This is a genomic window from Thermoactinomyces sp. DSM 45891 (assembly GCF_900119485.1).
Lineage (GTDB): Bacteria > Bacillota > Bacilli > Thermoactinomycetales > Thermoactinomycetaceae > Baia.
In genome coordinates, this window is record NZ_FPJZ01000001.1 from 133,843 (window position 1) to 155,243 (window position 21,401).

At 42.2% G+C, this 21,401-nt stretch carries 25 protein-coding genes; 3 read left to right on the forward strand and 22 right to left on the reverse strand.

Annotated elements, in window-relative coordinates; translation table 11 throughout:
- Positions 1-6: 6 nt before the first annotated feature.
- Genes bshA through BT147_RS00665 form a run of 5 tightly spaced genes read right to left on the reverse strand, consistent with a single transcriptional unit; the run spans position 7 to position 3,493 of the window.
- Positions 7-1,131, reverse strand: coding sequence for an N-acetyl-alpha-D-glucosaminyl L-malate synthase BshA (gene bshA / locus BT147_RS00645; RefSeq protein ID WP_072329871.1), 1,125 nt, complete (start codon positions 1,129-1,131; stop codon positions 7-9).
- 34 nt (positions 1,132-1,165) lie between these two features.
- On the reverse strand, positions 1,166-1,873 hold the full coding sequence (bshB1, locus tag BT147_RS00650) for a bacillithiol biosynthesis deacetylase BshB1 (protein ID WP_072329873.1): 708 nt from the start codon (positions 1,871-1,873) through the stop codon (positions 1,166-1,168).
- A 15-nt stretch (positions 1,874-1,888) separates the two neighbouring features.
- Entirely contained in the window at positions 1,889-2,290 is a 402-nt protein-coding gene (locus tag BT147_RS00655; RefSeq protein WP_072329875.1) for a methylglyoxal synthase, read from the reverse strand.
- Positions 2,291-2,318: 28 nt separating this feature from the next.
- Positions 2,319-3,119, reverse strand: a complete 801-nt coding sequence (gene dapB, locus BT147_RS00660) for a 4-hydroxy-tetrahydrodipicolinate reductase (protein WP_072329877.1) — start codon at positions 3,117-3,119, stop codon at positions 2,319-2,321.
- Positions 3,120-3,145: 26 nt separating this feature from the next.
- Positions 3,146-3,493, reverse strand: coding sequence for a nucleotide pyrophosphohydrolase (locus BT147_RS00665; RefSeq protein ID WP_072329879.1), 348 nt, complete (start codon positions 3,491-3,493; stop codon positions 3,146-3,148).
- A gap of 186 nt (positions 3,494-3,679) precedes the next feature.
- Here BT147_RS00665 and BT147_RS00670 point away from each other — a divergent pair, with 186 nt between their 5' ends.
- Positions 3,680-4,564, forward strand: a complete 885-nt coding sequence (locus BT147_RS00670) for a YitT family protein (protein ID WP_072329881.1) — start codon at positions 3,680-3,682, stop codon at positions 4,562-4,564.
- Positions 4,565-4,606: 42 nt separating this feature from the next.
- Here BT147_RS00670 and BT147_RS00675 read toward each other — a convergent pair whose 3' ends face one another.
- The 15 genes from BT147_RS00675 to ndk form a co-directional block, all read right to left on the reverse strand.
- A complete protein-coding gene (locus BT147_RS00675) occupies positions 4,607-5,410 on the reverse strand; it encodes a sporulation protein YpjB (RefSeq protein WP_072329883.1) in 804 nt (267 codons plus the stop codon).
- Between the two features lie 84 nt (positions 5,411-5,494).
- A complete protein-coding gene (locus BT147_RS00680) occupies positions 5,495-6,136 on the reverse strand; it encodes a DUF1405 domain-containing protein (RefSeq protein ID WP_072329885.1) in 642 nt (213 codons plus the stop codon).
- Between the two features lie 66 nt (positions 6,137-6,202).
- Positions 6,203-7,012: a menaquinol-cytochrome c reductase cytochrome b/c subunit gene (locus BT147_RS00685; protein WP_072329887.1), complete on the reverse strand. Its 810-nt coding sequence runs from the start codon at positions 7,010-7,012 to the stop codon at positions 6,203-6,205.
- 25 nt (positions 7,013-7,037) lie between these two features.
- Complete coding sequence (gene qcrB, locus BT147_RS00690) at positions 7,038-7,709, reverse strand: menaquinol-cytochrome c reductase cytochrome b subunit (protein ID WP_072329889.1); 672 nt, start codon at positions 7,707-7,709, stop codon at positions 7,038-7,040.
- Between the two features lie 30 nt (positions 7,710-7,739).
- Entirely contained in the window at positions 7,740-8,240 is a 501-nt protein-coding gene (locus tag BT147_RS00695; RefSeq protein WP_072329891.1) for a QcrA and Rieske domain-containing protein, read from the reverse strand.
- A gap of 160 nt (positions 8,241-8,400) precedes the next feature.
- Positions 8,401-8,859 carry a DUF2487 family protein gene (locus tag BT147_RS00700; RefSeq protein ID WP_072329893.1) on the reverse strand — a complete coding sequence of 153 codons (459 nt, stop codon included), beginning with the start codon at positions 8,857-8,859 and terminating at the stop codon, positions 8,401-8,403.
- 51 nt (positions 8,860-8,910) lie between these two features.
- Positions 8,911-9,462 carry a ReoY family proteolytic degradation factor gene (locus BT147_RS00705; RefSeq protein ID WP_072329895.1) on the reverse strand — a complete coding sequence of 184 codons (552 nt, stop codon included), beginning with the start codon at positions 9,460-9,462 and terminating at the stop codon, positions 8,911-8,913.
- A gap of 116 nt (positions 9,463-9,578) precedes the next feature.
- The gene (locus tag BT147_RS00710; RefSeq protein WP_072329897.1) at positions 9,579-10,694 is read right to left on the reverse strand and encodes a hypothetical protein; all 1,116 of its coding nucleotides are present in this window, start codon (positions 10,692-10,694) and stop codon (positions 9,579-9,581) included.
- A gap of 67 nt (positions 10,695-10,761) precedes the next feature.
- A complete protein-coding gene (gene coaA / locus BT147_RS00715; protein ID WP_072329899.1) occupies positions 10,762-11,694 on the reverse strand; it encodes a type I pantothenate kinase in 933 nt (310 codons plus the stop codon).
- 88 nt (positions 11,695-11,782) lie between these two features.
- The gene (locus BT147_RS00720) at positions 11,783-12,271 is read right to left on the reverse strand and encodes a hypothetical protein (protein ID WP_072329901.1); all 489 of its coding nucleotides are present in this window, start codon (positions 12,269-12,271) and stop codon (positions 11,783-11,785) included.
- A 148-nt stretch (positions 12,272-12,419) separates the two neighbouring features.
- On the reverse strand, positions 12,420-13,517 hold the full coding sequence (gene hisC, locus BT147_RS00725; protein ID WP_353640691.1) for a histidinol-phosphate transaminase: 1,098 nt from the start codon (positions 13,515-13,517) through the stop codon (positions 12,420-12,422).
- A gap of 407 nt (positions 13,518-13,924) precedes the next feature.
- Positions 13,925-15,019 (reverse strand): 3-dehydroquinate synthase, encoded by a 1,095-nt coding sequence (gene aroB, locus BT147_RS00730; RefSeq protein ID WP_072329903.1) that lies wholly within the window; start codon positions 15,017-15,019, stop codon positions 13,925-13,927.
- Positions 15,020-15,034: 15 nt separating this feature from the next.
- Positions 15,035-16,198 carry a chorismate synthase gene (gene aroC / locus BT147_RS00735; protein WP_072329905.1) on the reverse strand — a complete coding sequence of 388 codons (1,164 nt, stop codon included), beginning with the start codon at positions 16,196-16,198 and terminating at the stop codon, positions 15,035-15,037.
- 26 nt (positions 16,199-16,224) lie between these two features.
- Positions 16,225-17,232, reverse strand: a complete 1,008-nt coding sequence (gene holB / locus BT147_RS00740) for a DNA polymerase III subunit delta' (RefSeq protein ID WP_177239616.1) — start codon at positions 17,230-17,232, stop codon at positions 16,225-16,227.
- Positions 17,233-17,323: 91 nt separating this feature from the next.
- Positions 17,324-17,767, reverse strand: a complete 444-nt coding sequence (gene ndk, locus BT147_RS00745) for a nucleoside-diphosphate kinase (protein ID WP_072329910.1) — start codon at positions 17,765-17,767, stop codon at positions 17,324-17,326.
- A 218-nt stretch (positions 17,768-17,985) separates the two neighbouring features.
- Here ndk and BT147_RS00750 point away from each other — a divergent pair, with 218 nt between their 5' ends.
- Entirely contained in the window at positions 17,986-18,693 is a 708-nt protein-coding gene (locus BT147_RS00750; protein WP_072329912.1) for a DNA alkylation repair protein, read from the forward strand.
- A gap of 74 nt (positions 18,694-18,767) precedes the next feature.
- On the opposite strand, the gene lplA is transcribed toward BT147_RS00750, so the two are convergent.
- Together lplA and BT147_RS15335 are read right to left on the reverse strand one after the other, a co-directional pair.
- Complete coding sequence (gene lplA, locus BT147_RS00755) at positions 18,768-19,760, reverse strand: lipoate--protein ligase (protein ID WP_072329914.1); 993 nt, start codon at positions 19,758-19,760, stop codon at positions 18,768-18,770.
- A 193-nt stretch (positions 19,761-19,953) separates the two neighbouring features.
- A complete protein-coding gene (locus BT147_RS15335; protein WP_177239605.1) occupies positions 19,954-20,121 on the reverse strand; it encodes an alpha-helical endospore appendage domain-containing protein in 168 nt (55 codons plus the stop codon).
- A 227-nt stretch (positions 20,122-20,348) separates the two neighbouring features.
- Here BT147_RS15335 and BT147_RS15340 point away from each other — a divergent pair, with 227 nt between their 5' ends.
- Positions 20,349-21,263 carry an alpha-helical endospore appendage domain-containing protein gene (locus BT147_RS15340; protein WP_072329916.1) on the forward strand — a complete coding sequence of 305 codons (915 nt, stop codon included), beginning with the start codon at positions 20,349-20,351 and terminating at the stop codon, positions 21,261-21,263.
- Positions 21,264-21,401 lie beyond the last annotated feature (138 nt).

Below are 21,401 nucleotides of genomic sequence, written 5' to 3' on the forward strand. Positions count from 1 at the left end.
ACTCCCTTACCGCTCTTCTAGTACCTCGTGATATAGATTTTCATATAACCCAACAACTGCTTCTCCAGAGAAGTGTTTCTGTACTCTTTCCATACCCGCTTCTACAAATTGATTGTAAAGGTCAGGTTGGGTTAACAGTTTGACGGCATGGTTCGCCATCGAATCCACATCACCAATAGGTGAAAGAAAGCCGGTTACACCATGTTCTACAACTTCAGGCAGGCCACCTGCATTTGATCCGATTGTAGGAACTCCGCAAGCCATCGCCTCTAGTGCCACTAGGCCGAAGCTTTCTTTTTCCGATGGCAAGAGTAGTAGATCGGCTAGAGAATGGATTTGTGCCACATCATCTTGTTTGCCCAAGAAAGCGACTTTCTCTTCTAATCCAAGACTTTTCACCATTTTGTGGATGGGTATAGAGTCTGGCCCCTCACCCACTAATAGCAAGCGTGCTGGGATTTTTTCATATACTTGAGCAAAGATTCGAATCACGTCTTCTGTCCGTTTTACAGGTCGGAAGTTGGAGATATGTAGCAACGTTTTTTCGTGGCTACAAGGTGTATACTTCTCACAAGTTCCCGTCACATCCCTTGGATAGTACACACGTTGATCAACAAAGTTATAGATCCGTTCAATCGGAGTCTCTACCTGAAAAATATCAACCGTTTGTTCTGCTAGACTATCTGATACTGCCGTCACTCGGTCACTCTGGGTAATTCCAAATTTGATTACATCTTTTAGGACTGGATCTTCGCCTAATACAGTAATGTCTGTACCATGAAGGGTCGTTACGATTTTTAGATGATCTCCTACCATCTGCTTTGCTAACACAGCCGCAATCGCGTGGGGCACAGCATAATGCACATGGAGCAAGTCCAACTTGTAGGTTTGGGCCACCTGTGCCATGCGACTAGCTAGAGCCAAGTCATACGGAGGATATTTAAACAAAGAATATTGATTTGCTTCTACCGGATGATAATATATGTTTTGATGAAATCCACCTAAGCGAAAAGGCATATCATAACTGATAAAATGGACTTGGTGGCCACGATCGGCTAATAATTTTCCTAACTCTGTCGCCACCACTCCAGAGCCTCCGTGTGTAGGGTAACATGTGATACCGATTTTCATAGTTGCACCCCAATCCTATTTTGCTACTAGCACACTATACTAATAATGGTTGTTTTATGGGGCGTGGGCTTACTAGGCCTTCGCCATATTGTACCCCAATCATCTGTCCCCACATCTGGTCTCGCCCCTGAATCATCGACAAGAAATTTGGCCCGTTAATAGGAGTATCCACTTGTCCTTCTTCTCGCCTGAACTGACTGCGATACGCTAGGATAGAATTCATTTTTTTCTCATATACATCGCTAATATCAACAATCATATCTGCTTTGGCGATATCATTAAGGAAATAGTAGTACAGTTGCTCAATACGATGATGTGGCTCATGATCAGGGGTTTGAACATTTTTAAGACCTGCGTTAAAGACGGCTTCATTAACCAATTTACTACAAGCCACATGGTCTGGATGACGATCTTCAAAGTAAGGGGCTAGTATGACAGAAGGACGGCATTGTCTGATCACTTGAACCATTTTCATTAATTGCTCTGGCGATCCCGTTAAACCTCTATCTGGCAATTGAAGATTATAGTGTCCAACCAAGCCCAGGGCTTCCCCCGCCTTCTTCGCTTCTTCTCTACGTAATTCAACTGTACCATTTGAAGAAAGTTCTGCCTCGGTTAAGCTACAAATCGCCACGCGTTTCCCCGCTACAGCATGTTTAGCTATAATCCCAGATGCACCAATCTCCACATCATCAGGATGAGCACCAAAAGCCAACAAATCTACCGAATGAAATTCTTCCACCAAATTCCCTTCTCTCTATCCATTTTGTGAATGATCCCTTGTGATAAATCCATCTTGATCAAGAGATCGAATCAAAATTTCTGCCGTTGCTAAATTCGTTGCTACCGGAATGTCATGAACATCTGCTAATCGTAACAAGGCTAAAATATCAGGTTCGTGAGGCTGGGAAGTAAGCGGATCCCGAAAGAAAATAATCAAATCCACATTTTGCTCGGCCACTAGCGCTCCAATCTGTTGATCCCCACCCAATGGACCTGATAGAAAACGCCTAACCTTTAACTGTGTCGCCTCCATAATCATAGCTCCAGTTGTACCTGTTGCATATAAGCAATGTGAAAGAAGTAGCGGTTCATACGCTATAGCAAAGTTAACCATCTTATTTTTTAATGCATCATGTGAGATGAGTGCAATATTCATCTAATTCTCCACCTTTAATGTGCTACAATTACATGTCTAAAATCTCTTCTAGGCCATACACAAGATAATTCAAATTCATCACTTTTCGAACAGAAAGATCTACTCCAGGCATAAACGATTCCCGATTTAATGAGTCATGCCGAATCGTCAACAATTGCCCATCTCCTCCGAACAGGACCTCTTGGTGAGCCACAAGCCCTGGCAAGCGAACACTGTGGATGCGGAAGCCGCTATAGTATGCTCCACGCGCCCCTTCCCATACTTCCTGTTCTGACGGATGACCCTGTTTTACCTCTTTGCGCGCTTCTGCAATCAATTCCGCTGTTTTAAGTGATGTGCCTGACGGAGCGTCTAGCTTATTATCATGATGCGATTCAATAATCTCGACATGAGGAAGATATTTCGCTGCTTTTGCCGCAAATACCATCATCAACACAGCTCCAATCGCAAAGTTAGGGATAATTAAAGCACCTAGTTTCTTCTGTGCAAAATCCTTTTGAAGCTGATCAATTTCCTCTTCGCTGAGGCCAGTTGTCCCTACTACGGGGCGAACTCCTGCATGCAAGCATAACTCCATATGATCCTTTACACACTCAGGGGAAGTGAAGTCGATTAAAACATCTGCCTCCACTTCATCAAGCGCAGTAGCGACAGAACGATGAAACGAGACCCCGAGTGATCCGATCCCGATCACCTCTCCTACATCTTTCCCTTCTTCAGAACGTGAAACCGCACCTACTAATTGAAAATCAGCTACACGTTGAATTAATTTTACCGCTTCTTGCCCCATCTTACCGGAAGCTCCAGCGATGATAATACGAATACTCATGATGTCTACTCCTCTTTCTCTTATCTCTATAGTTCATTCTCTTTTCGTGTCCATCGGTCCCGGTCACGTGTATTGTATTTGCTCATTACTCCATCAAAAGCTTCTTGTAGATCAATATCAAGAGAGTTAGCAAAACAAGCTATAATAAAAATAAGATCACCCAACTCATTTTGAATGGAGTTTTCTTCTTCTGTTTTCTTTTTAGGCTTTTCCCCAAATTGATGGTTTACTTCCCTAGCTAACTCCCCCACTTCTTCAGTCATACGAGCAAGCATAGATAACGGCTTGAAATAACCTTCCTTAAATTGACCAATATATTCATCTACTTCACACTGAATATCGTGAAATGTTTTCGGTTGTTTTTTTTCTAACATCAAAATACCTCCTGACCTTCCCATGTTACCTTATCAAGCTGAAGATATAAAGTTACTAAAATGAATCTATGAATCCCCTATTCGAAATTTAAATAAGAAACCCTCTCGGATTTTTGTTATTATATCGGGGTATACTACACTACAACAGAATTTGGTTAACCATTCTGTTAAACGGAGCGAGCTACTATGAAGAAGCAAATTTACATGCACACCCGTAATATTCTTTCTATCCTAATAGGAGCCTTTATTGCGGCTGTCGGAATCAACTACTTTGCCATTCCAAACCAATTAGCTGAAGGCGGTTTCACAGGGATTGCACTGCTTGCCAACTACCAATTTGGTTTGTCCCCTGGATGGATCATCTTGGCTCTAAACATCCCACTCTTTTTTGTTGGATATAGGGTATTTGGGAAACAAACATTATTTTACACCTTAATCGGAACCATTTCCTTCTCCCTATTTATCGAATGGACAGCAGGGCTCGGAAGTTCCCGTCAAGACGTACTACTAGCGTCCCTCTACACTGGGGTATTAGTCGGAATCGGTCTTGGTTTAATTTTCCGGGTTGGAGGAACAACAGGTGGTGCAGACATTATCGCTCGCCTGATGAACAAGTACTTCGGTTGGAGCATGGGGAAAACCATGTTTATCTTTGACTTTTTTGTCATCCTCATCTCTAGTAAGGTTATCGGTTTGGATAAAGCCATGTATACCTTAATCGTCGTTTTCGTCGGCGCGCGTGTGATCGATTTTGTCGTAGAGGGACTAAACGCATCTAAAGCGGCAACCATCATCTCCAACGCAGCTGTTTTGTTGGCTGATGAGATTACTCGAAAAATGGGGCGCGGTGTCACGTTCCTACAGGGAAAAGGGGGATACACTGGAACAGAGAAAAATGTCATTTATATCGTCCTAGCTCCCAATCAGATCCCAAAACTAAAACAAATCGTTCACAACGCAGACCCATACGCTTTTATGGTCATTCATGACGTTCGTGATGTATATGGAGAGGGATTTTCGTATGAAACTCCTGAAGAAGTAGAAAAGAATATTAAAAAAGCAAGTGAATAGACAAAAAGCACTCATTTTCATTTATGAATGAGTGCTTTTTGTCTATTCAGTGCTTGCTTTTGTTCCCTCGTATTTCTTCCACAGAAAATAACTTAACACAATCAAAATGGTACTAAGCAACCAGATAATGACCATTGGCATGGGTATTTGTACAGTTGGCTTTAGTAGTCGCATCACATCTTGATCACTTCCATGAAAAATTTTTGGAATAAGCTCCTCAAGGAGCTGAATAATCGTCTCGTTTTCCGAAAAATTCTTATTTTTACCGAGAAAAGCAAGCATGGAATCTACTCTTTGTAAAATAGCAGGGCTTTTTGAAATCAAAATAGCTGGACGTACCAGATCAAAACTTTTTTGAAATTGGCGAACCGCTTCTTGCAGGTCCTCTTGCCTCTGTTCTTGGTTGGATTGCTTCATACCACCAACCGATCGTTGTAACTCAGGCTCTGCATTGTGCCATAAAGGCTGATTAGTATGAACGAGAACATCAAATGAATAGACTAACTTCCTCGCTCGTGCCGCTAATCTCTCCGGATCTACCAACGCCTGATTTAATTGCTCGTCCATCTCTAAAATCGTATTAGATAAGGCCGAAATCACTCCCAATGAATATTTTTTCACCTGGAAATTTGTTTGCGAAAAGGAGATAGCCAGCTTCGTCACAGTCGATTTCGCTTCTACTACATTTTGTTGCCCAATCTGTTTCTGTGTCTGAAGCGCCAATTGTAGCCATTCTTGCTCCTTTTCCTTTTCGGAAAGCAATTTATCCTCAGCCCATGTATCTGGTATATTCCAAAAAAAGAATCCGTTTAAAATGACAAGTATCAGGCAAAGTCGAATCCACAACAGGGTCCCCTCCTGTTAACTCACTAGTACTACTACCTTATTCAGGTTGTCCGACTTGCATGTCTAAGAGGGGAAAAATACTCGCTATTTTTGATATAACCTTTTGTATTCCCATAATCGAACCTTGCTCGGGATCATCATAAATATCGCAGCTAGGAAAATACTTGTCAGCCCTAGTATAACCGTAAAGAATCCAATTGATGGCATATAGCCGTCTAACTCCGTCACTACCCACGGATGCAAATCAAACTGGTAATCAAAATAGTCATTCATCAGTGTCCACGTAGCAGTAATCAAGATATCTCTTTTTTGGAACGTGTAATAAGGGAAATAAAGAATTCCTTGCAACGCCATCCCTAGGTGCGATCCAATTAACATCCAATGTTCCCACGTATGAGACTCTGCCCAAGGAGTGGGCGTAACAGCCGCTCCCCAGAAGATCATCACGACCGCCCAAATTCCATATTTAAAAAGAGTGATACACGCTAGAGCTTCGATAAGAGGGCTTCTTTTCTTCATCAGATATAAGCACAGAACCACTGTGAAAAACAGACTAGCCGTTGGACTATCGGGTACAAACGGAATTTGATACCATTTTGTCATCATCAGTTGCTCTTTATACCAATAGTAACCATAGATCGTACCGACCAAATTAACCACAAAGAGAGAAAGTAAAAACCATCTCTCCATTATGACACTTCGAATATAACGCACCGCAGGAGTCATCTTCATTCTCCTTATGATCCGGAAAAAACCTAGTCACCGAATGGCAACCAGGTTTTAGATCCATTGTTATTTTTGTTTTTGTTGCATGAGCCAGTCGAGAAGAACTTGTTTATCGGCTTCGGAACCTTGGAACATACCTGCTGGCATCGCACCACGACCCTCATCGATCACTTTCTCGATCTCCTTACGAGTCAACTTTTCATCCTCACCCTTGATACGGTCCCCTACACCAAGAAGTGGTGGACCTTGAACCCCTTGCAGTTTGTCACCGTGACATTTGATACAAGCATTCTTTTTATAAAGCTCGTAGCCTTTGTCATGTTCAGCGACAATCTTGTGATCTTTCGCAGGGGTACCGGCAGAAGATTGAACTTGGATAACATGCTCTGCTTCCGCAGCCCAAGTTAAACCAATCACTCCGAGAAGTGAAAGGATTGCGATTCCCGTTGTAACAGGACGCTTGATTGGACGACGCTCTTTGCTGGTATCTAAGAATGGAGCTAGCATCAAACCACCAAACAACAACCCAGGTACAACGATAATACCGACAACGGTAAATGGGCCAGCTGCCCATTTATACTTCAACAACTGATACAAGAATAAAAAATACCAGTCTGGTACAGGCAAAAAGCCAGTATTAGTAGGATCTGCAATATCACCTAGTGGCGGATTTTCAGCCATAACCAAAGTCATAAAACCTACTAGGAAAACCGCAGCAACCATCCACTCTTTCAGCAAGAAGTCAGGAAAAAACTGTTCTGTCTTGCCAGGAAACTGAGAGTAATCTGGGGGGAGCATCTCTTTCGAATTCACCCTTACACGCGAGTCTCCCACATAGTGGACTTGCTTCTGGTTTCCGTCTTGATTGTGTGCCAAGTGGATCCCTCCTCACGTATACGGCTTACAACGGGCCTGAGATGCCCTGACGGCGTATTAAGATAAAGTGAGCAGCTAGTAAACCTAGCAACCCTGCTGGTAAAAAGAACACATGAAGTGCATAGAATCGAGGAATCGTGGTTGCCCCTACCATATCGCCACCTTGCAAGAACGTAGCAAGATAGCTACCTATAAATGGAACTGATTCTGCGATCTGTATCCCTACCTTGGTTGCAAAGTAAGCTTTATTATCCCAAGGCAATAGGTATCCGGTAAATCCAAGGCCTAACATCATAAAGAATATTAACACTCCGACGATCCAGTTAAATTCACGTGGATTTTTGTAGGAGCCAGTGAAGAATACACGTAACGTATGTAGGAATAGCATTACGATCGCAACACTTGCACCCCAGTGATGCATACCACGAACAATCGTCCCCATGGCAACCTCAGTTTGTAGATACTTGACACTTGCGTGGGCGTTAATGATATCCGGAACATAATACATTGCCAGAAACATTCCTGAAAGGATTTGAATCATAACAACGAAAAAAGTCAGTCCACCAAAACAATAAATAAATGCGGAGAAATGGTGTGCTGGATTCACATGTTCCGGTACTTCATGATCCGCAACATCTCGCCAGATCGGCGTGATATCGAGGCGTTCATCCACCCACTTGTAGACCGCGCGCAACATAAACGCGACACCTCCTCGATGATTGAGTACTTAAACTTTCTTGATTGGGCCAATCCATAAATGCCCAGCCTCAATTTTGGTTTCGTATTGATCAAGTGGTTTAGTTGGTGGCGTACCAGGAACGTTTATTCCATTTTTAAAATAACGACCAAAATGACAAGGGCAGAAGAATTCACCCTTGAATTGGGGGTTACTCTCCCAACCTACAGTACAACCCAAATGCTTACAAATAGGGGAAAGCGCTAGGATTTTTCCATCTTCGCCTTTCATAACCCAAGCTGTACGGGGCTCCCCACCTTCTGGAACATACCATCCGTCTTTTATTGGTACATGAAAACCAACTGCTTGAGGAGTTTCATTAATTGAATCATCCTTCAAGTCTGTTTTGACGAATGCACCCTTTCCTCCCTTTTTCAGCATAGGATCTGCTGCAAAACGGATCATAGGGAAAAGCATGCCCATTCCAAGGAAACCAGCCGTCCCACCCAACGTATAAGTTAAAAATTGGCGGCGGGAAACTTTTTTACTCACGACAAGTCCGACCTCCTTCTACACGGCATGAACCGCCTAAAACACGGGAAACGGAACCTTTTACACATGCTAGGACTTATTCTTTTACTAGGACATCTCCAATAATAGCGAATGGCATCTGAAAAATCAAGAAAACTCATGTGAGAAACGTAACAAGTTTTCAATATGAGTTCTGCCAATTTTGTACAATTGCTTCCATTGTCTCTCGCACATGCTTTTCTAGTTCCCATGTATCATCTTCCAATTCACACGACACAACCTTAGTAAACGTGGAAAGCACAGGCGAATCAGGCTTTTCATCACCCTCCATATGTGCGTGTTTTTCATCTGTCAGCACAACAAGGTGACTAAATCCAGATTTTTGCAGTGATTGAACGGTGTTGTGAATCACTGAACGAAATAACTCTGGAGCCATTCCATAATCGACAATGGTAGGTAGTAAAAACACCCTGCCCTGTAAACCTTGTTCCACGCGCTCTGCCACACGCTCCAACCGATGAAAACTTTGAGGCACCTGTTTCTGTTCGATAAAACAGCTGGCTACAGGTAGGATCAACGTATCTACAAAAGGAGCTACTTGTTGCCACTCCTTATTATCTACTGTATATAGTTTCATCATGTCCACATCCTTCTTATCTCAAACAAAAAAATACCCAGCTTCTGCTGAGCATTATATCATGTCTTTCTCTAATTTTCGTAGTTCCGCTGTTAAAGTAGCAAATCTTTCTTCATCTCGATCTTCTAGAGATTGATCAATCTGGACATATAACTCTTTTTTATGAAATTCCTTCATCGTATGGTCCAGGAACATCTCCGCGAACAGACTTAGTAGCTGATCTTGTGCGAGATCCTGTTTTTCCAAAGGATTTACCTCCAATACAGCAGCAAACTCTGGACACGATGCACAATCTTTAAAATACAAACCAATATAAATATCTTCATTTGGAAAAGACTTGATGTCAAAATATGCACTTTCTACGTCTGTACCTAACCGTTTTTTCTTCTTAAACTGAAAAGATGGCTTCTTGACACATTTCGTGGACATGAGAATCGCTTTAGGTAGATTTTCTACGTAATCAACGAAATGGACTCGTTTTAATAGTTGTTCATCTGAGGACAGGTAACTGAGCAGCCAAGCCGCCTCTTTTTTTTGTAACTCATACCGATTCAAAAACCAGTTGATAAACTGTTTCTTCTCTGAAACGGTAACACTGTTGCTCATCTGCCTTCCCCCTTGCATGGATGGGTGAATGAGTCGATCTCTGACAAAGATGTAGCTCTTTGTATCTATCCTATTACACCTATAACTATTACATTCGAGTTAAAGAATCCATTTTCCTACTTCGGCGACTGAATAAACCCTTCTTCAATTGTTTGTTCACCAAATGCAGAAATGCCATGCATCCACCTAATTCCATTCGATGTGAGAGTAAAATAAGCTTCTTGATTCTCCTCTCCCCACTTCCCAACCCCCAAGTGAACCAACATCTCCATGATTTTTTGGAATAGCGATTTCTCTGTTTCATAATAGAACGGCTTTAACCAAGGAGAGACTGCTTGATAAATCGCAGAAACCGATATCCATTTCGGGTAAGAGAGTAGGCCAATCCATCTTAAAATAATAGGTAATTGAGGAATCGGACGCCGATAGAGACGAATCCAAAATCGATAGAGCTGTTTTCCTTCCTGTACTTCTAGTTGATTACATCGTTCCAATCCCGCAGAAGTAACGCCCAGATATCCTTGATCTTCTAAGATGTATTTTTCATAGTATGCATAATCATAAAGAAGTGAGAAGCGATTCGGATATAGATGATACATTCGCCCAAAACCAAATCTTGGCCCACCGCTTTTAATAGGCTCTTCTGGAATCGCAAATGTTTGAAGTAACTGCTTAAATTGCTGACGATAAATCGCTTGATCTTGTGTCAATCTCACGATATCTTGCTGTAAATATCGTAAAAAACGTTGTAGGTCATATACCATCTGATTTTCTTCGTCACGATAGCAACTGGGAGCATAAGATTGCTGAAAAGGAATATACGACTGAACAAATGCTTGTTGAATCTGCTCTCTGGTATCACTAGGCATGTGATAGAGATACTGGGTTTGGTGAGAATAGCCCGGGAACAACCAGCCCTTTTTTAAAGCCTCTACAACAAATGACCTAGGGGTCCCTTCTTCTCCAGATAAGGCCGCCCGACCTTTTGCGAGTAGCTCTTCCATCGTATAGGCTGGGCTTGGATCGAGCGTAATTAGCTCAATGAACCGTAACTCAGTCGCAGAGCACCCTTCCAGCAAGTTATGGATATAACTTTTTTTATTGATTTGACGTAGTAAGCTACAGATTAACTCATGTTTCGAGTGTTGATCCGTTTGTTCACATCCATAGTACCGATGTAATTGTTTCAATTGATCAATTCCTACATAGGTAAGCCATTCTGCTATTCGCATCTCACTACGACACCCTTTCATCTCTATTAATGCTAGTTTGGACGAAAGGGTGTTAAGTTAGTCATATTCAAATCCGTAATTTCCTCTGTACATATATATCGGAAACGGAGTGATCACCATTTTTATGTAGAATCACATCGGCTCGTTCGCGTGAAGGTAAGATATAGTTATGTAGATTTACATGGTTAATCTCATTCCATACATTCGTTGCCCGGTTTAATAGCTCCTCTTCGCTTAGTAAAGTAAATTGATGATAATAGGAGTATGGGTTTGTTTTCGCTTCCTTCCAAAGCCTTTTGACTCGATCTAGATACCAATTGATCTGATTCTCTTCTTCTGCATCTACATAGATTGAAATGTCTATAAAATCTGCGGCAATCCATGAAGTTCGCTTCAGAAAATCTAACTGGACCGGAACCACTTGTAACACATTTAACCCTTCTACAATCACCATTTTCGGTCGTGTGAATGTAAGGGTTTCATCTGGCAATATATCATACGTATCATGTGAGTAAATCGGGACCTGAAAGTTCGAAAAGCCAGACTTACATTTATAGAGAAGGCGGACGAATCCTTCCATATCATAACTCTCAGGAAAGCCTTTTCGATGTAACATATTTTTCTCAGTCATGATTTTCATCGGGTATAAAAAGCTATCTGTTGATACAACTGCCACAGAGCCGTCACCCAGCGAATCTTCGAATAACGTGTGAAAAATCTGAGCAATCGTACTCTTTCCACCTGCGACACTGCCTGCAACTCCAATAACGAGTGGAATATTAGCAGTACGCGGAGCTTGTTGTAAATGACGATATAGCTCCACAAAGCGGGAAGCGATCGGGAGATATACTTGACGAATTTCTTGTTCAGAGATTTTTAGTTTATCAATCAATTTCACATACGCTTCTGGCGATAGTGAAAAAGGAGTTGCCTGCTGGCGCCCATTCCACTCATCTCGCTGATAGCGGACATGGAGGGTTAAGTCAACCTCTTGGCTCATGTTCATTCTCCTCTTTAGAGATCTTTGTCCATTGTGACAAAAAAAAGCGAGAATGACAATCTTTTTACTCAATACTTGATAAATCTAATTATTTCTGAACGAATACTTTATGTTTAGAAACGAGTTTTCCTCCCTGTTCATCCTTTTCTTTTATCTTCATCCATCTACCAAACAAGAATGCTACACAAGAGATAATCAATATAGAGAACGGTGAATCCCACTCTCGCAAGCCAAAAAGCACAAATAGCTCACCTACTAGATATGTCCAATCCGCCTGCATTTGCTGGGACCATGTCCATGGTAGAACAAAAAAAGGCAAATGATAGAAACAAAATAAGGTGCTCGATACCTTCCAGTTAAGGTGATAGCTCCACTTAGCAGTAGAACCTAGACCCATGTAAGCGAATAAAGTAATCACTCCAACCATGAGCAAAGTCCATTCATGAAGAAGCTCTGTCATATCACTAATAGGGAACCAAATAGAGATAAAAAAAGGAAATACCCATGTTTTCAAAATGAAAATACAGATTAAAACAAAGAAAAATTCCAATGAAAAATGCCAGATCCGCCCGCCCATAGACAACCCTCCTCATCCCACATTATGTGGACAAACCAAAAAAAAGAACCGTTACTCGGTTCTAACATGGCAATATAGGATAGGAGTGGAGAGAAACCATACTGTACACTAAATATAACCCACTTATTATCTGAAATGCAAGTAATTTCTAATATTTATACTCTTCTAAGAAAGCCTCAAGTTCTTTCAAAAAAATCTCATTTTCCTCTTTACTACCAATGGTAACACGCAGGAATGTCGGAAATCCGAGCCCTTCTCCAGAACGGGTTATCACTCCACGATGAAGTAAGAACTGAAAGACATCATTGGCTGGAAAACCTGTATCAAATAAGATGAAATTTCCGTGAGAGGGATAGTGAAATAAGCCTAATCGGTCCAAGCACTCCGTAATTTGTTTACGTCCGCTCTCATTTTGATTGCGGCAATAAAAAACAAATGTTTGATCTTCCACGGCACTACTGGCTGCTAATTGAGCCAAACGATTTACATTAAAAGGCTCCCGTACCCGGTTTAACTCTGTTACCACTTCTGGATGCGCAACTCCAAATCCAACCCGTAGCGCCGCCAAGCCATAAATTTTAGAGAAGGTTCGTAGAACAATAATATTTGGATTGTAATCAAGTAAAGACAAGGAATCTGGATAACTGGAATCGGTTACATATTCCGCATATGCCTCATCCAGCACGGTTAAGACGTGATCTGGAACTTGGTCTAAGAATGATTCGAGTTCTGTGCGACTGACTATCGTGCCCGTAGGGTTATTCGGATTACAGATCCAGACCACTCTTGTTTTTTCCGTGATCGCTAAGAGCATTCCTTCAAGGTCATGGATACCTTCTTTCAAAGGGACTCGAATTGGCGTAGCTCCTTCTACTTTGGTTACTGTTTCATAACGGGGGAAGGTAAGATCCGCCATCACCGCCTCTGTATCCCGTTCTAGATATGTACGAGCAATCATTTGAACAATCTCATCTGACCCATTTCCAAAGATGAGACGTCGTGCATCTACTTCGAGGTGCTCAGCTACTTTTTCACGTAAAGTGGGAGCGGATCCTTCGGGGTAAAGTTGAAGAGAGTCCTTTCCTTGCTCGATTGCTTTCCAAACTGCCTTTGATGATCCAAATGGATTTTCATTACTAGCTAGTTTGATAATGCGCTCTAGACCAAGTTCTCGTCTTACTTCTTCTAGGGGTTTTCCTGGTTGATAGACAGGTAAGCCATGAATGGATTTTTTTGATTTGATCATAGATGTATTCCTCCCTTTCTTTATATTTTACAATAGTTGAAGGCGGAAAGGTCTAAATTTTCGTAGAAGTGAGCAATGGATGGAGTATTACTGAATGAAGTTTGTTCAGGAGCATGTATCTAGCCACAGCTCAAATAGTGAGCCTGCGAGGATGTGGAAAAGCAAGTCCGCTTCATCCTTCGAAGCAAGGGCAAGTGGCAAAAACTCGCAAAAACAGCTCAAACATTTGCCTCAAAACGCCCCTGCTTCAAAGGACTACGCTAAGTAGACTCACTAACATCGCAGTAGCTAGATACATTGCCCCTATTCCAATCTCATTTACTGGTTTATCAACAGGCCTATCAAAGATTTTAGAGTCCCCGATTGTTTTTAGTTAGTACTAATTACCGTAGGCTTTAGCTTTAGCATCAGCAAGCCCCTATCTTACGCAGTGCTTGGCGGATTAGGCCCTCTGGGACGTGCTCTGTAATTCGAGTTTGTCCGCACGTGGGTGATAGGACGAAGGTGAAGCCAGTAGAAGTGTGCTTCTTGTCTCGGCGTAGATAGTCCATTAGCTCATCTTCTGGTAAAGGTGTGTGTAGCTTTGTAGGTAGGCAGAAGTGAGTTAGTAGCTCCTCAGTCATCTGGGTTAATCCTTGGTTGGAGGAGTGGAGTTGCTCGCTCATCCACGCTGATCCGACCATGCCGATCGAGATAGCTTCTCCGTGGGTGTAGGTGCTGTAGGAAGTGGTTCCTTCGATGGCATGACCGATGGTATGCCCGTAGTTTAAAATGGCACGGATTCCTTGTTCCGTTTCGTCTTGGCTGACGACGGCTACTTTGACCGCACATGCTCTTTCGATGGCTTCGATGAGATAGTTAGGATTTCTCTGTAAAAGCTCTTCTTTGCTTTTGAATAACCAGTCGACGAAAGATGGATCCCAGATTAATCCGTGTTTAATCACTTCAGCAAACCCTGATTGAAGCTCTCGTGTTGATAATGTTTGTAGGGTGTCTACATCGTAGATAACACCTTGAGGCTGATAGAAGGCGCCCATGATATTTTTACCTAACGTGTGATTAATAGCTACCTTCCCACCTACACTACTGTCGTGTGCCAGAAGAGTTGTGGGCAATTGAAAGAAACGAATTCCACGCATGTATGTAGCCGCTACAAATCCAGCTAAATCCCCGATTACTCCCCCACCTAATGCTAGGATGACACTTTTTCGATTGCACCCTGCCTCTATCAACTTCCCCATCAACGATTCATAGATTGCTATACATTTTGATTGTTCACCATGGGGGACAACCGCAAATTCGAGCGAGAAGCCAGCTTCAGAGAGACTTCTTCGAACTGGCTCCAAATAGTGAATAGCCACCAGATCGTCTGTGATGAGAAATAAGCGATCTTGTTTTTGAACACCATGCGTTTCTAATAGATCAGGCAACTTCGCTAGTAATCCTGAACCAATTAAGATTGAGTAGGACTGCTTAGGTAACGAGATCTCTAGTTTTCTCATGTACTCACACTCCCATCAAAAGTGTCTCGTATGCTCTCGGTAGCGTAGGACTTGCTCAATTAATTCCTCCGCTGTATCAGCAGGGAATTTTTCAAGTAGGGCTTGAGCCACTTCCCAAGCGACTACTGCTTCTGCTACCACACTAGCCGCTGGAACTGCACAAGAGTCTGATCTCTCAATACTTGCAGCAAATGGCTCCTTTGTATCGATATCCACACTCATGAGCGGCTTGTACAAAGTAGGAATCGGCTTCATCACACCACGGACGATCATCTCTTCACCGGTCGTCATACCACCCTCGAAACCACCTAGACGATTGGTAGCACGGGTAAATCCACGCTCCTTCGACCAGATAATCTCGTCATGAACTTGTGAGCCACGCAAATGAGCCGCCTCAAAGCCAATTCCAAACTCGACTCCTTTAAACGCATTGATGCTCACGATCGCTTGCGCAATTTTCGCATCTAGCTTTCGGTCCCATTGAGTATGGCTTCCGAGGCCGATCGGCATCCCCTCTACAATTACTTCCACGATACCACCAATCGAATCCCCTTCTGCCTTCGCATCATCAATCTCTTTCATCATAGCCTGTTCTGCTTCTGGATCTAAGCAACGTACAGGTGATGCTTCTGTTCGAGCTATGAACTCAGCCAGAGGAACATGAAGAACTCGTCCTGCCTTCACTCCACCAATCTGTAGTACATGCCCTGCAATCTCGATTCCACATAACGTTAGAATCTGCCGTGCAAAAGCTCCAGCCGCCACTCTAGCCGCCGTCTCTCTCGCACTCGAACGCTCTAAGACATCTCTCAAATCCCGATGGTCATATTTTATCGCTCCATTTAAATCCGCATGTCCCGGGCGTGGACGCGTTAATTTTCTCTTATCTGCTTCTTCCTGCATCGGAAACGGATTCATCACCTTTTGCCAATGCGTATAATCCTTATTTTCGATCACTAACGCAATCGGTGCCCCGGTCGTCTTACCAAAACGGACGCCACTCATGATTTGGACTTCATCTCGCTCAATCTGCATCCGTCGGCCACGACCATGTCCTTTTTGCCTACGATGCAACTGATGGTCAATCTCCTCTTTCGAAAAAGGAACTTGACTCGGCACACCATCTATAATCAATGTAAGTTGTGGACCATGTGATTCTCCTGCTGTTAGGTATCTCATCTATGTTCATATCCTCTCAAAACGGCTTAATTATAGCCCAGTTTCGTCCAATCACTAGGAGCATCTTTTTGTAACCGGATGACGAATTGCTCGATTAATGATTGGTTGCTTAGCTCAGGTCTAGCTACTAGTTTCCTCGTAATCATAACCTGCTCGATCATCTTCGCACACGCAGATTGAGTCATTCTTTTTGCTACATTACTGCCTTGCTGAATAAAGTCAGCCATATTCTCGTCCGCCATCCCGATCACCAATCTCGAGACATAGCGAAGCCATATCATAAGAAAATCTAGAACAAGCGTCACTTGCTTCTTCTGGATCATTTCTTGGAACCATGGCTCTTGAATCGTAATGATAGCGGTAGATTGCTTACTTACTAACAACTGAGACCATTCGATCACATGACGAAAGATTCGTTCCAACTCCTCCGAATCCATTTCGAGCTGCTCGAATTCCTGAGAGCACTGTGCTAGTACGTAGTTCATCGGCGGCTGAATCCCGTTCACTTGCCATCTCTTCGCTTGCTCCAGCCAAGATGGCTCTACAAAACGGACGGCCTGACACCTAGAGCGAACTGTCTGCACGATACTCTTCTCTTGTTCCGTTATTAAAATCGCTAACATAGGAGAGGTCGGCTCTTCTAAAAATTTTAACAACGTGTTGGCTGTCTCTATTCTCATTTGATCAGCTGAATCCAGGATCACGACACGTATCATCCCAGATGCAGGTTGATATCGAAAACGATGTTGCAACTGCTTAATCTGCTCCATCTTAATCACATTACCATCTGGCTCAATCACTAGCACATCCGGGTGATTCCCCGATTGGATCTGCTTACAAGTAAGGCACATATCACACGGATCTAACTGACTCTTTTCGCAATTGATTGTCTTGGCAAACTCGAGGGCAATTTCCCTTTTATATGTACCTTTGGGACCATAAAACAAGTACCCGTGGGCAACACGATCTTGCCGGATCGCCGTTTGTAAAAATTCAATCACTCGTTTCTGAGCTTTATATGACTGAAACGACATCTGGTACATGCCCCACTCTCTATCACATTCTCTCTATATCCTCTCAAAAGAAAAAAGCCCGGTCAACCCGAGCTTTTTTCTTACCATCACCTTACACCCAACGATTTAACGTTTTTTCATAACTGTTCATTTCTTCTTCTTTAAACCAAAGGCTCAATTCACGCTTGGCACTCTCAGCAGAATCGGAACCATGAACAATATTCATGCCAACACTTATTCCAAAATCGCCACGAATCGTACCTAGATCCGCCTCTTTTGGATTCGTTTTACCCATCATATGACGAGCGGTTCCAATCACACCTTCACCTGCCCAAACCATAGCAAACACAGGGCTAGATGTAATAAAGTCTACTAGCTCACCAAAAAATGGGCGCTCTTTATGCTCTGCATAGTGTGCTTCTGCTAGGTCACGAGACACGTGCATTAATTTTGCACCAACAAGCTGGTAGCCTTTCTTCTCAAAACGGGCCACGATCTCGCCCACTAAAGCACGTTGTACGCCGTCTGGTTTCACCATAATAAATGTTTTTTCCATGAGTATTACCTCCAAATTTATGTAACAAATGTGCTCAGACGATACATCTAAGCCAATTGATAACGATGTAGAAGACCAAAAAAATTGTATCAAGAAGTAAATGGGAAAGCAACCGTTTTCAAAGAAAAGAAACCCAATAAAGCCGCTAGAAAATAGAAAGGAAAAATAGTAATAACTCTAGAATGGTGGAAGAATGATGAGGAAAGGAAGTGCATACGATGAATTTCGAAATGGTTATGCAGGAACTAGAAGCACTCGGCAAAGAACGAATGAAAAAAATATACAAAAGCAATGGGGCTAACGAGCCTCTTTTTGGGGTAACTACAGGTGAAATGAAACCACTCGCGAAGAAGATCAAGAAAAATCAACCCTTGGCCGACCAGCTTTACGCCAGCGGAAACTACGATGCCATGTATTTTGCTGGTGTTATCGCAGACCCCATGATTATGACAGAGGAACATTTTGATTGGTGGATGGATGGAGCTTATTTTTATATGCTGTCTGACTATGTCGTTGCAGTAACTTTGTCAGAAGCGGATATCGCGCAAGTCGTTGCTGATAAATGGATCAAGTGCGGTGAGGATCTAAGAATGTCGGCAGGCTGGAGTTGTTACTGCTGGCTTCTAGGTAATCGACCAGACAGTGAATTTAGCACCAGTAAAATAGCCGAGATGCTCGATCAGGTGAAGGATACCATTCACGATTCCCCTGATAGAACGAAATCCTCTATGAACAACTTTGTCTATACAGTAGCTCTCTCCTATCTCCCGCTCCATAATAAAGCGGTCCAAACAGCTACAGCTATAGGCACTGTCGAAATCAAAAAAGACACGAAAACAAGCAGTCTCTCACTTGTTTCCGAACGAATTCAAAAACAGATAGACAAAGGAAGGATTGGCTTCAAGCGCAAATATGTACGGTGTTAGCAACAACATCTATCCCTAATGAAAAAATGCCTCCAGACTGCTTCCTGGAGGCATTAATAAAATCCTACTACTATCTAATATAAAAAATCAAGAAACTCTTCTCTCGCTAAATCCCCAAAATAATAGGGGATATCTACATCACATAACGCTTCCTCTAGCGATTGACGGTCATAGCGAATACCGACTAGCCTTTTCTCTAGGTCAGAGACATCACCCACACCAAAGAAATCACCATAGATCTTGCAACTCTCGATCATGGATTTCTCCCCTACCTGTAAGCGAACATCGATTGAACCGATCGGGAAGCGTTTTGAATGCTGAACATTAAATACCGGAGACTCTCCAAAATTCCAATCCCAATTTTGATAACGTTCACGAGATATTTCATTGATCTTTTCCCAATCATGATCAGTTAGCCTATATTCTGGAATTGGGATTTGTCCTGCAAAGATCGACCCTAGTAATCGATGTCGGAATTCTTCAATAGTCATCGATTCAGTTAGATAATCACTAATATTAGCCACACGACTACGGACCGATTTAATCCCTTTGGATTGAATTTTCTCTTGCTTTACTTGCAATGCATGAACCAGTGGCTCGATATTTACTTGAAACATTAATGTACCGTGGCTAAACATCCTCCCACGTGTTGAAAACTGTGCATTACCTGATATTTTCTTTTCATCAACCAGCAAATCGTTTCTACCAGATAAAGTAGCTTGTACGCCCATTTGATGAAGGGCTTGTACAACTGGTTCAGTAAATTTTCTAAAGTTGGCAAAGCTTTTTCCATCATCTTTTGTGATGAAGCTAAAGTTTAAGTTTCCAAAATCATGATACACAGCTCCTCCACCCGAAAGGCGCCGTACGACATGAATATCATGATCCCTCACATAATCCACATGAATTTCTTCCACTGTATTTTGATGTTTCCCAATAATAATCGATGGTTCGTTTATATAAAACAATAAATAGGAGTCAGCTAGATCCAAATACTTTAATGCATACTCCTCGATTGCTAAGTTCACTCTCGGGTCATAGATCCCTTGGTTGTCAATAAATAACATATAATCCTCCTTCAATTCCATCATGATTCCTTCAAAAAAATAGACTTACTTATTTTACATGTAAGGATGGCTACAAACAAATGATCTTTCATTAGGCACTACGATACTTCACCTTTTACATATGAAAAAAGCCCCCAGACCACGGTCTAGAAGCATCAGAACTAAATTCAAACCTAACTTGTCGCCAAGTAATCTATCTATGCAATGTTCCTAGAACGTACTGAAGTTTTTCACCTTCTGCATTTAAAATATTACTAAGACCAATCTCTTCGAGAGCGATAGAGATTAGCAAAAGATTAATCGAATCCTCTCTAGTGATGGCTATATTAGGTGTAATGCTAGGAATGCTAGCTTGTGACATACTCTACCTCCTTCATTTTCATAGATTCATAGTATAATATATGTTTTTTTTATATTTGGAACCAAGTGAATCTATCTATTTTACAAGTTTCATAAGCAAAAATCTTCTATAGAACAAAACAATTTTCACTCCACCCATTTACTGGAGCAAATTGTTTATACACTTTTCTTTTTTGAGCATAAGCTATATATGAAAATGAAAATGGATTTCAACAGGAGGTGAGCAATATGTCTTATCCCAATATACCGAATGTAAGCCCTAATATCTCTGTGACCCGAGATGATGCGATTAATTTACTTTTATCTTCGATTGCTCTAGAGGAACTAGGACTAAGTCATATTATCAATGCAGAAGGTGAGAAGTTGCAGTACGTTCTCGGAACACTCCCTGGGGTGTCTTCTGCGCTTAATCCTACTCTTACGGATCTATTAGCGATCAACCAAAGTGTTCAGGATACCATTAACGTGATAGCTAAGAAAGAATGGATCTTAAATGAGAAATTAGAGAATGTCTTGGATAGTGCTGGAACGAGCGCAGGTACACCCGGACCGCAAGGACCGCAAGGGCCAGGCATTGCAGGACCACCAGGGGAAGCAGGGACCCCTGGTACACCCGGTACATCCGGACCTCCTGGACCGCAAGGTACTCCTGGACCACCAGGTACCCCTGGGTCAGTAGCACCGGTCATACCTCCTAACATGGCTTTTCTTGCTCTAAGTGCTATTGCAACTGTAGAAAGCAAAGAAGCTATCACTTTTGATACCAGTTTAGTTCTACAAGGTCCTGATATAAGCTTTTTTCCTCCGAGTTCTAGTATAGGTCTCCAGCCAGGTATTTACCTAGTAGAGTATAACGCGACGACAGAAGGCTTTTCAGTAACAGAACCCATTCCAACTACAACTCCACCGACACTTGGTTTGCGATTAGGTGGGAATGAAATTGTTTTAAGTAGAGCAGGATCTAGTGCTTTAGCAGATATAGTTACGTTGTCTGGAGGGGCCATCATTACAGTCGATGATACTTCAGATCTGGAATTAATTAATGCAAACACAGGTGTCGGTGGAATATTCGGATTAATTAATTCTATTGGAAGTGGAAATACTGTTCCATCTGCCAACATTAGAATAGTTAAACTTGATTAATTTAATATCGAGTTAACTGCTGCTAATATGAGCAGTCAAAGTCATCATGTAGCATAAGTTCTCTTTAAATCAAAAGGTTGGAATTCACAGATAAATTGTGAATTCCAACCTTTTTTACATATCTACTTTCGTTCTAAC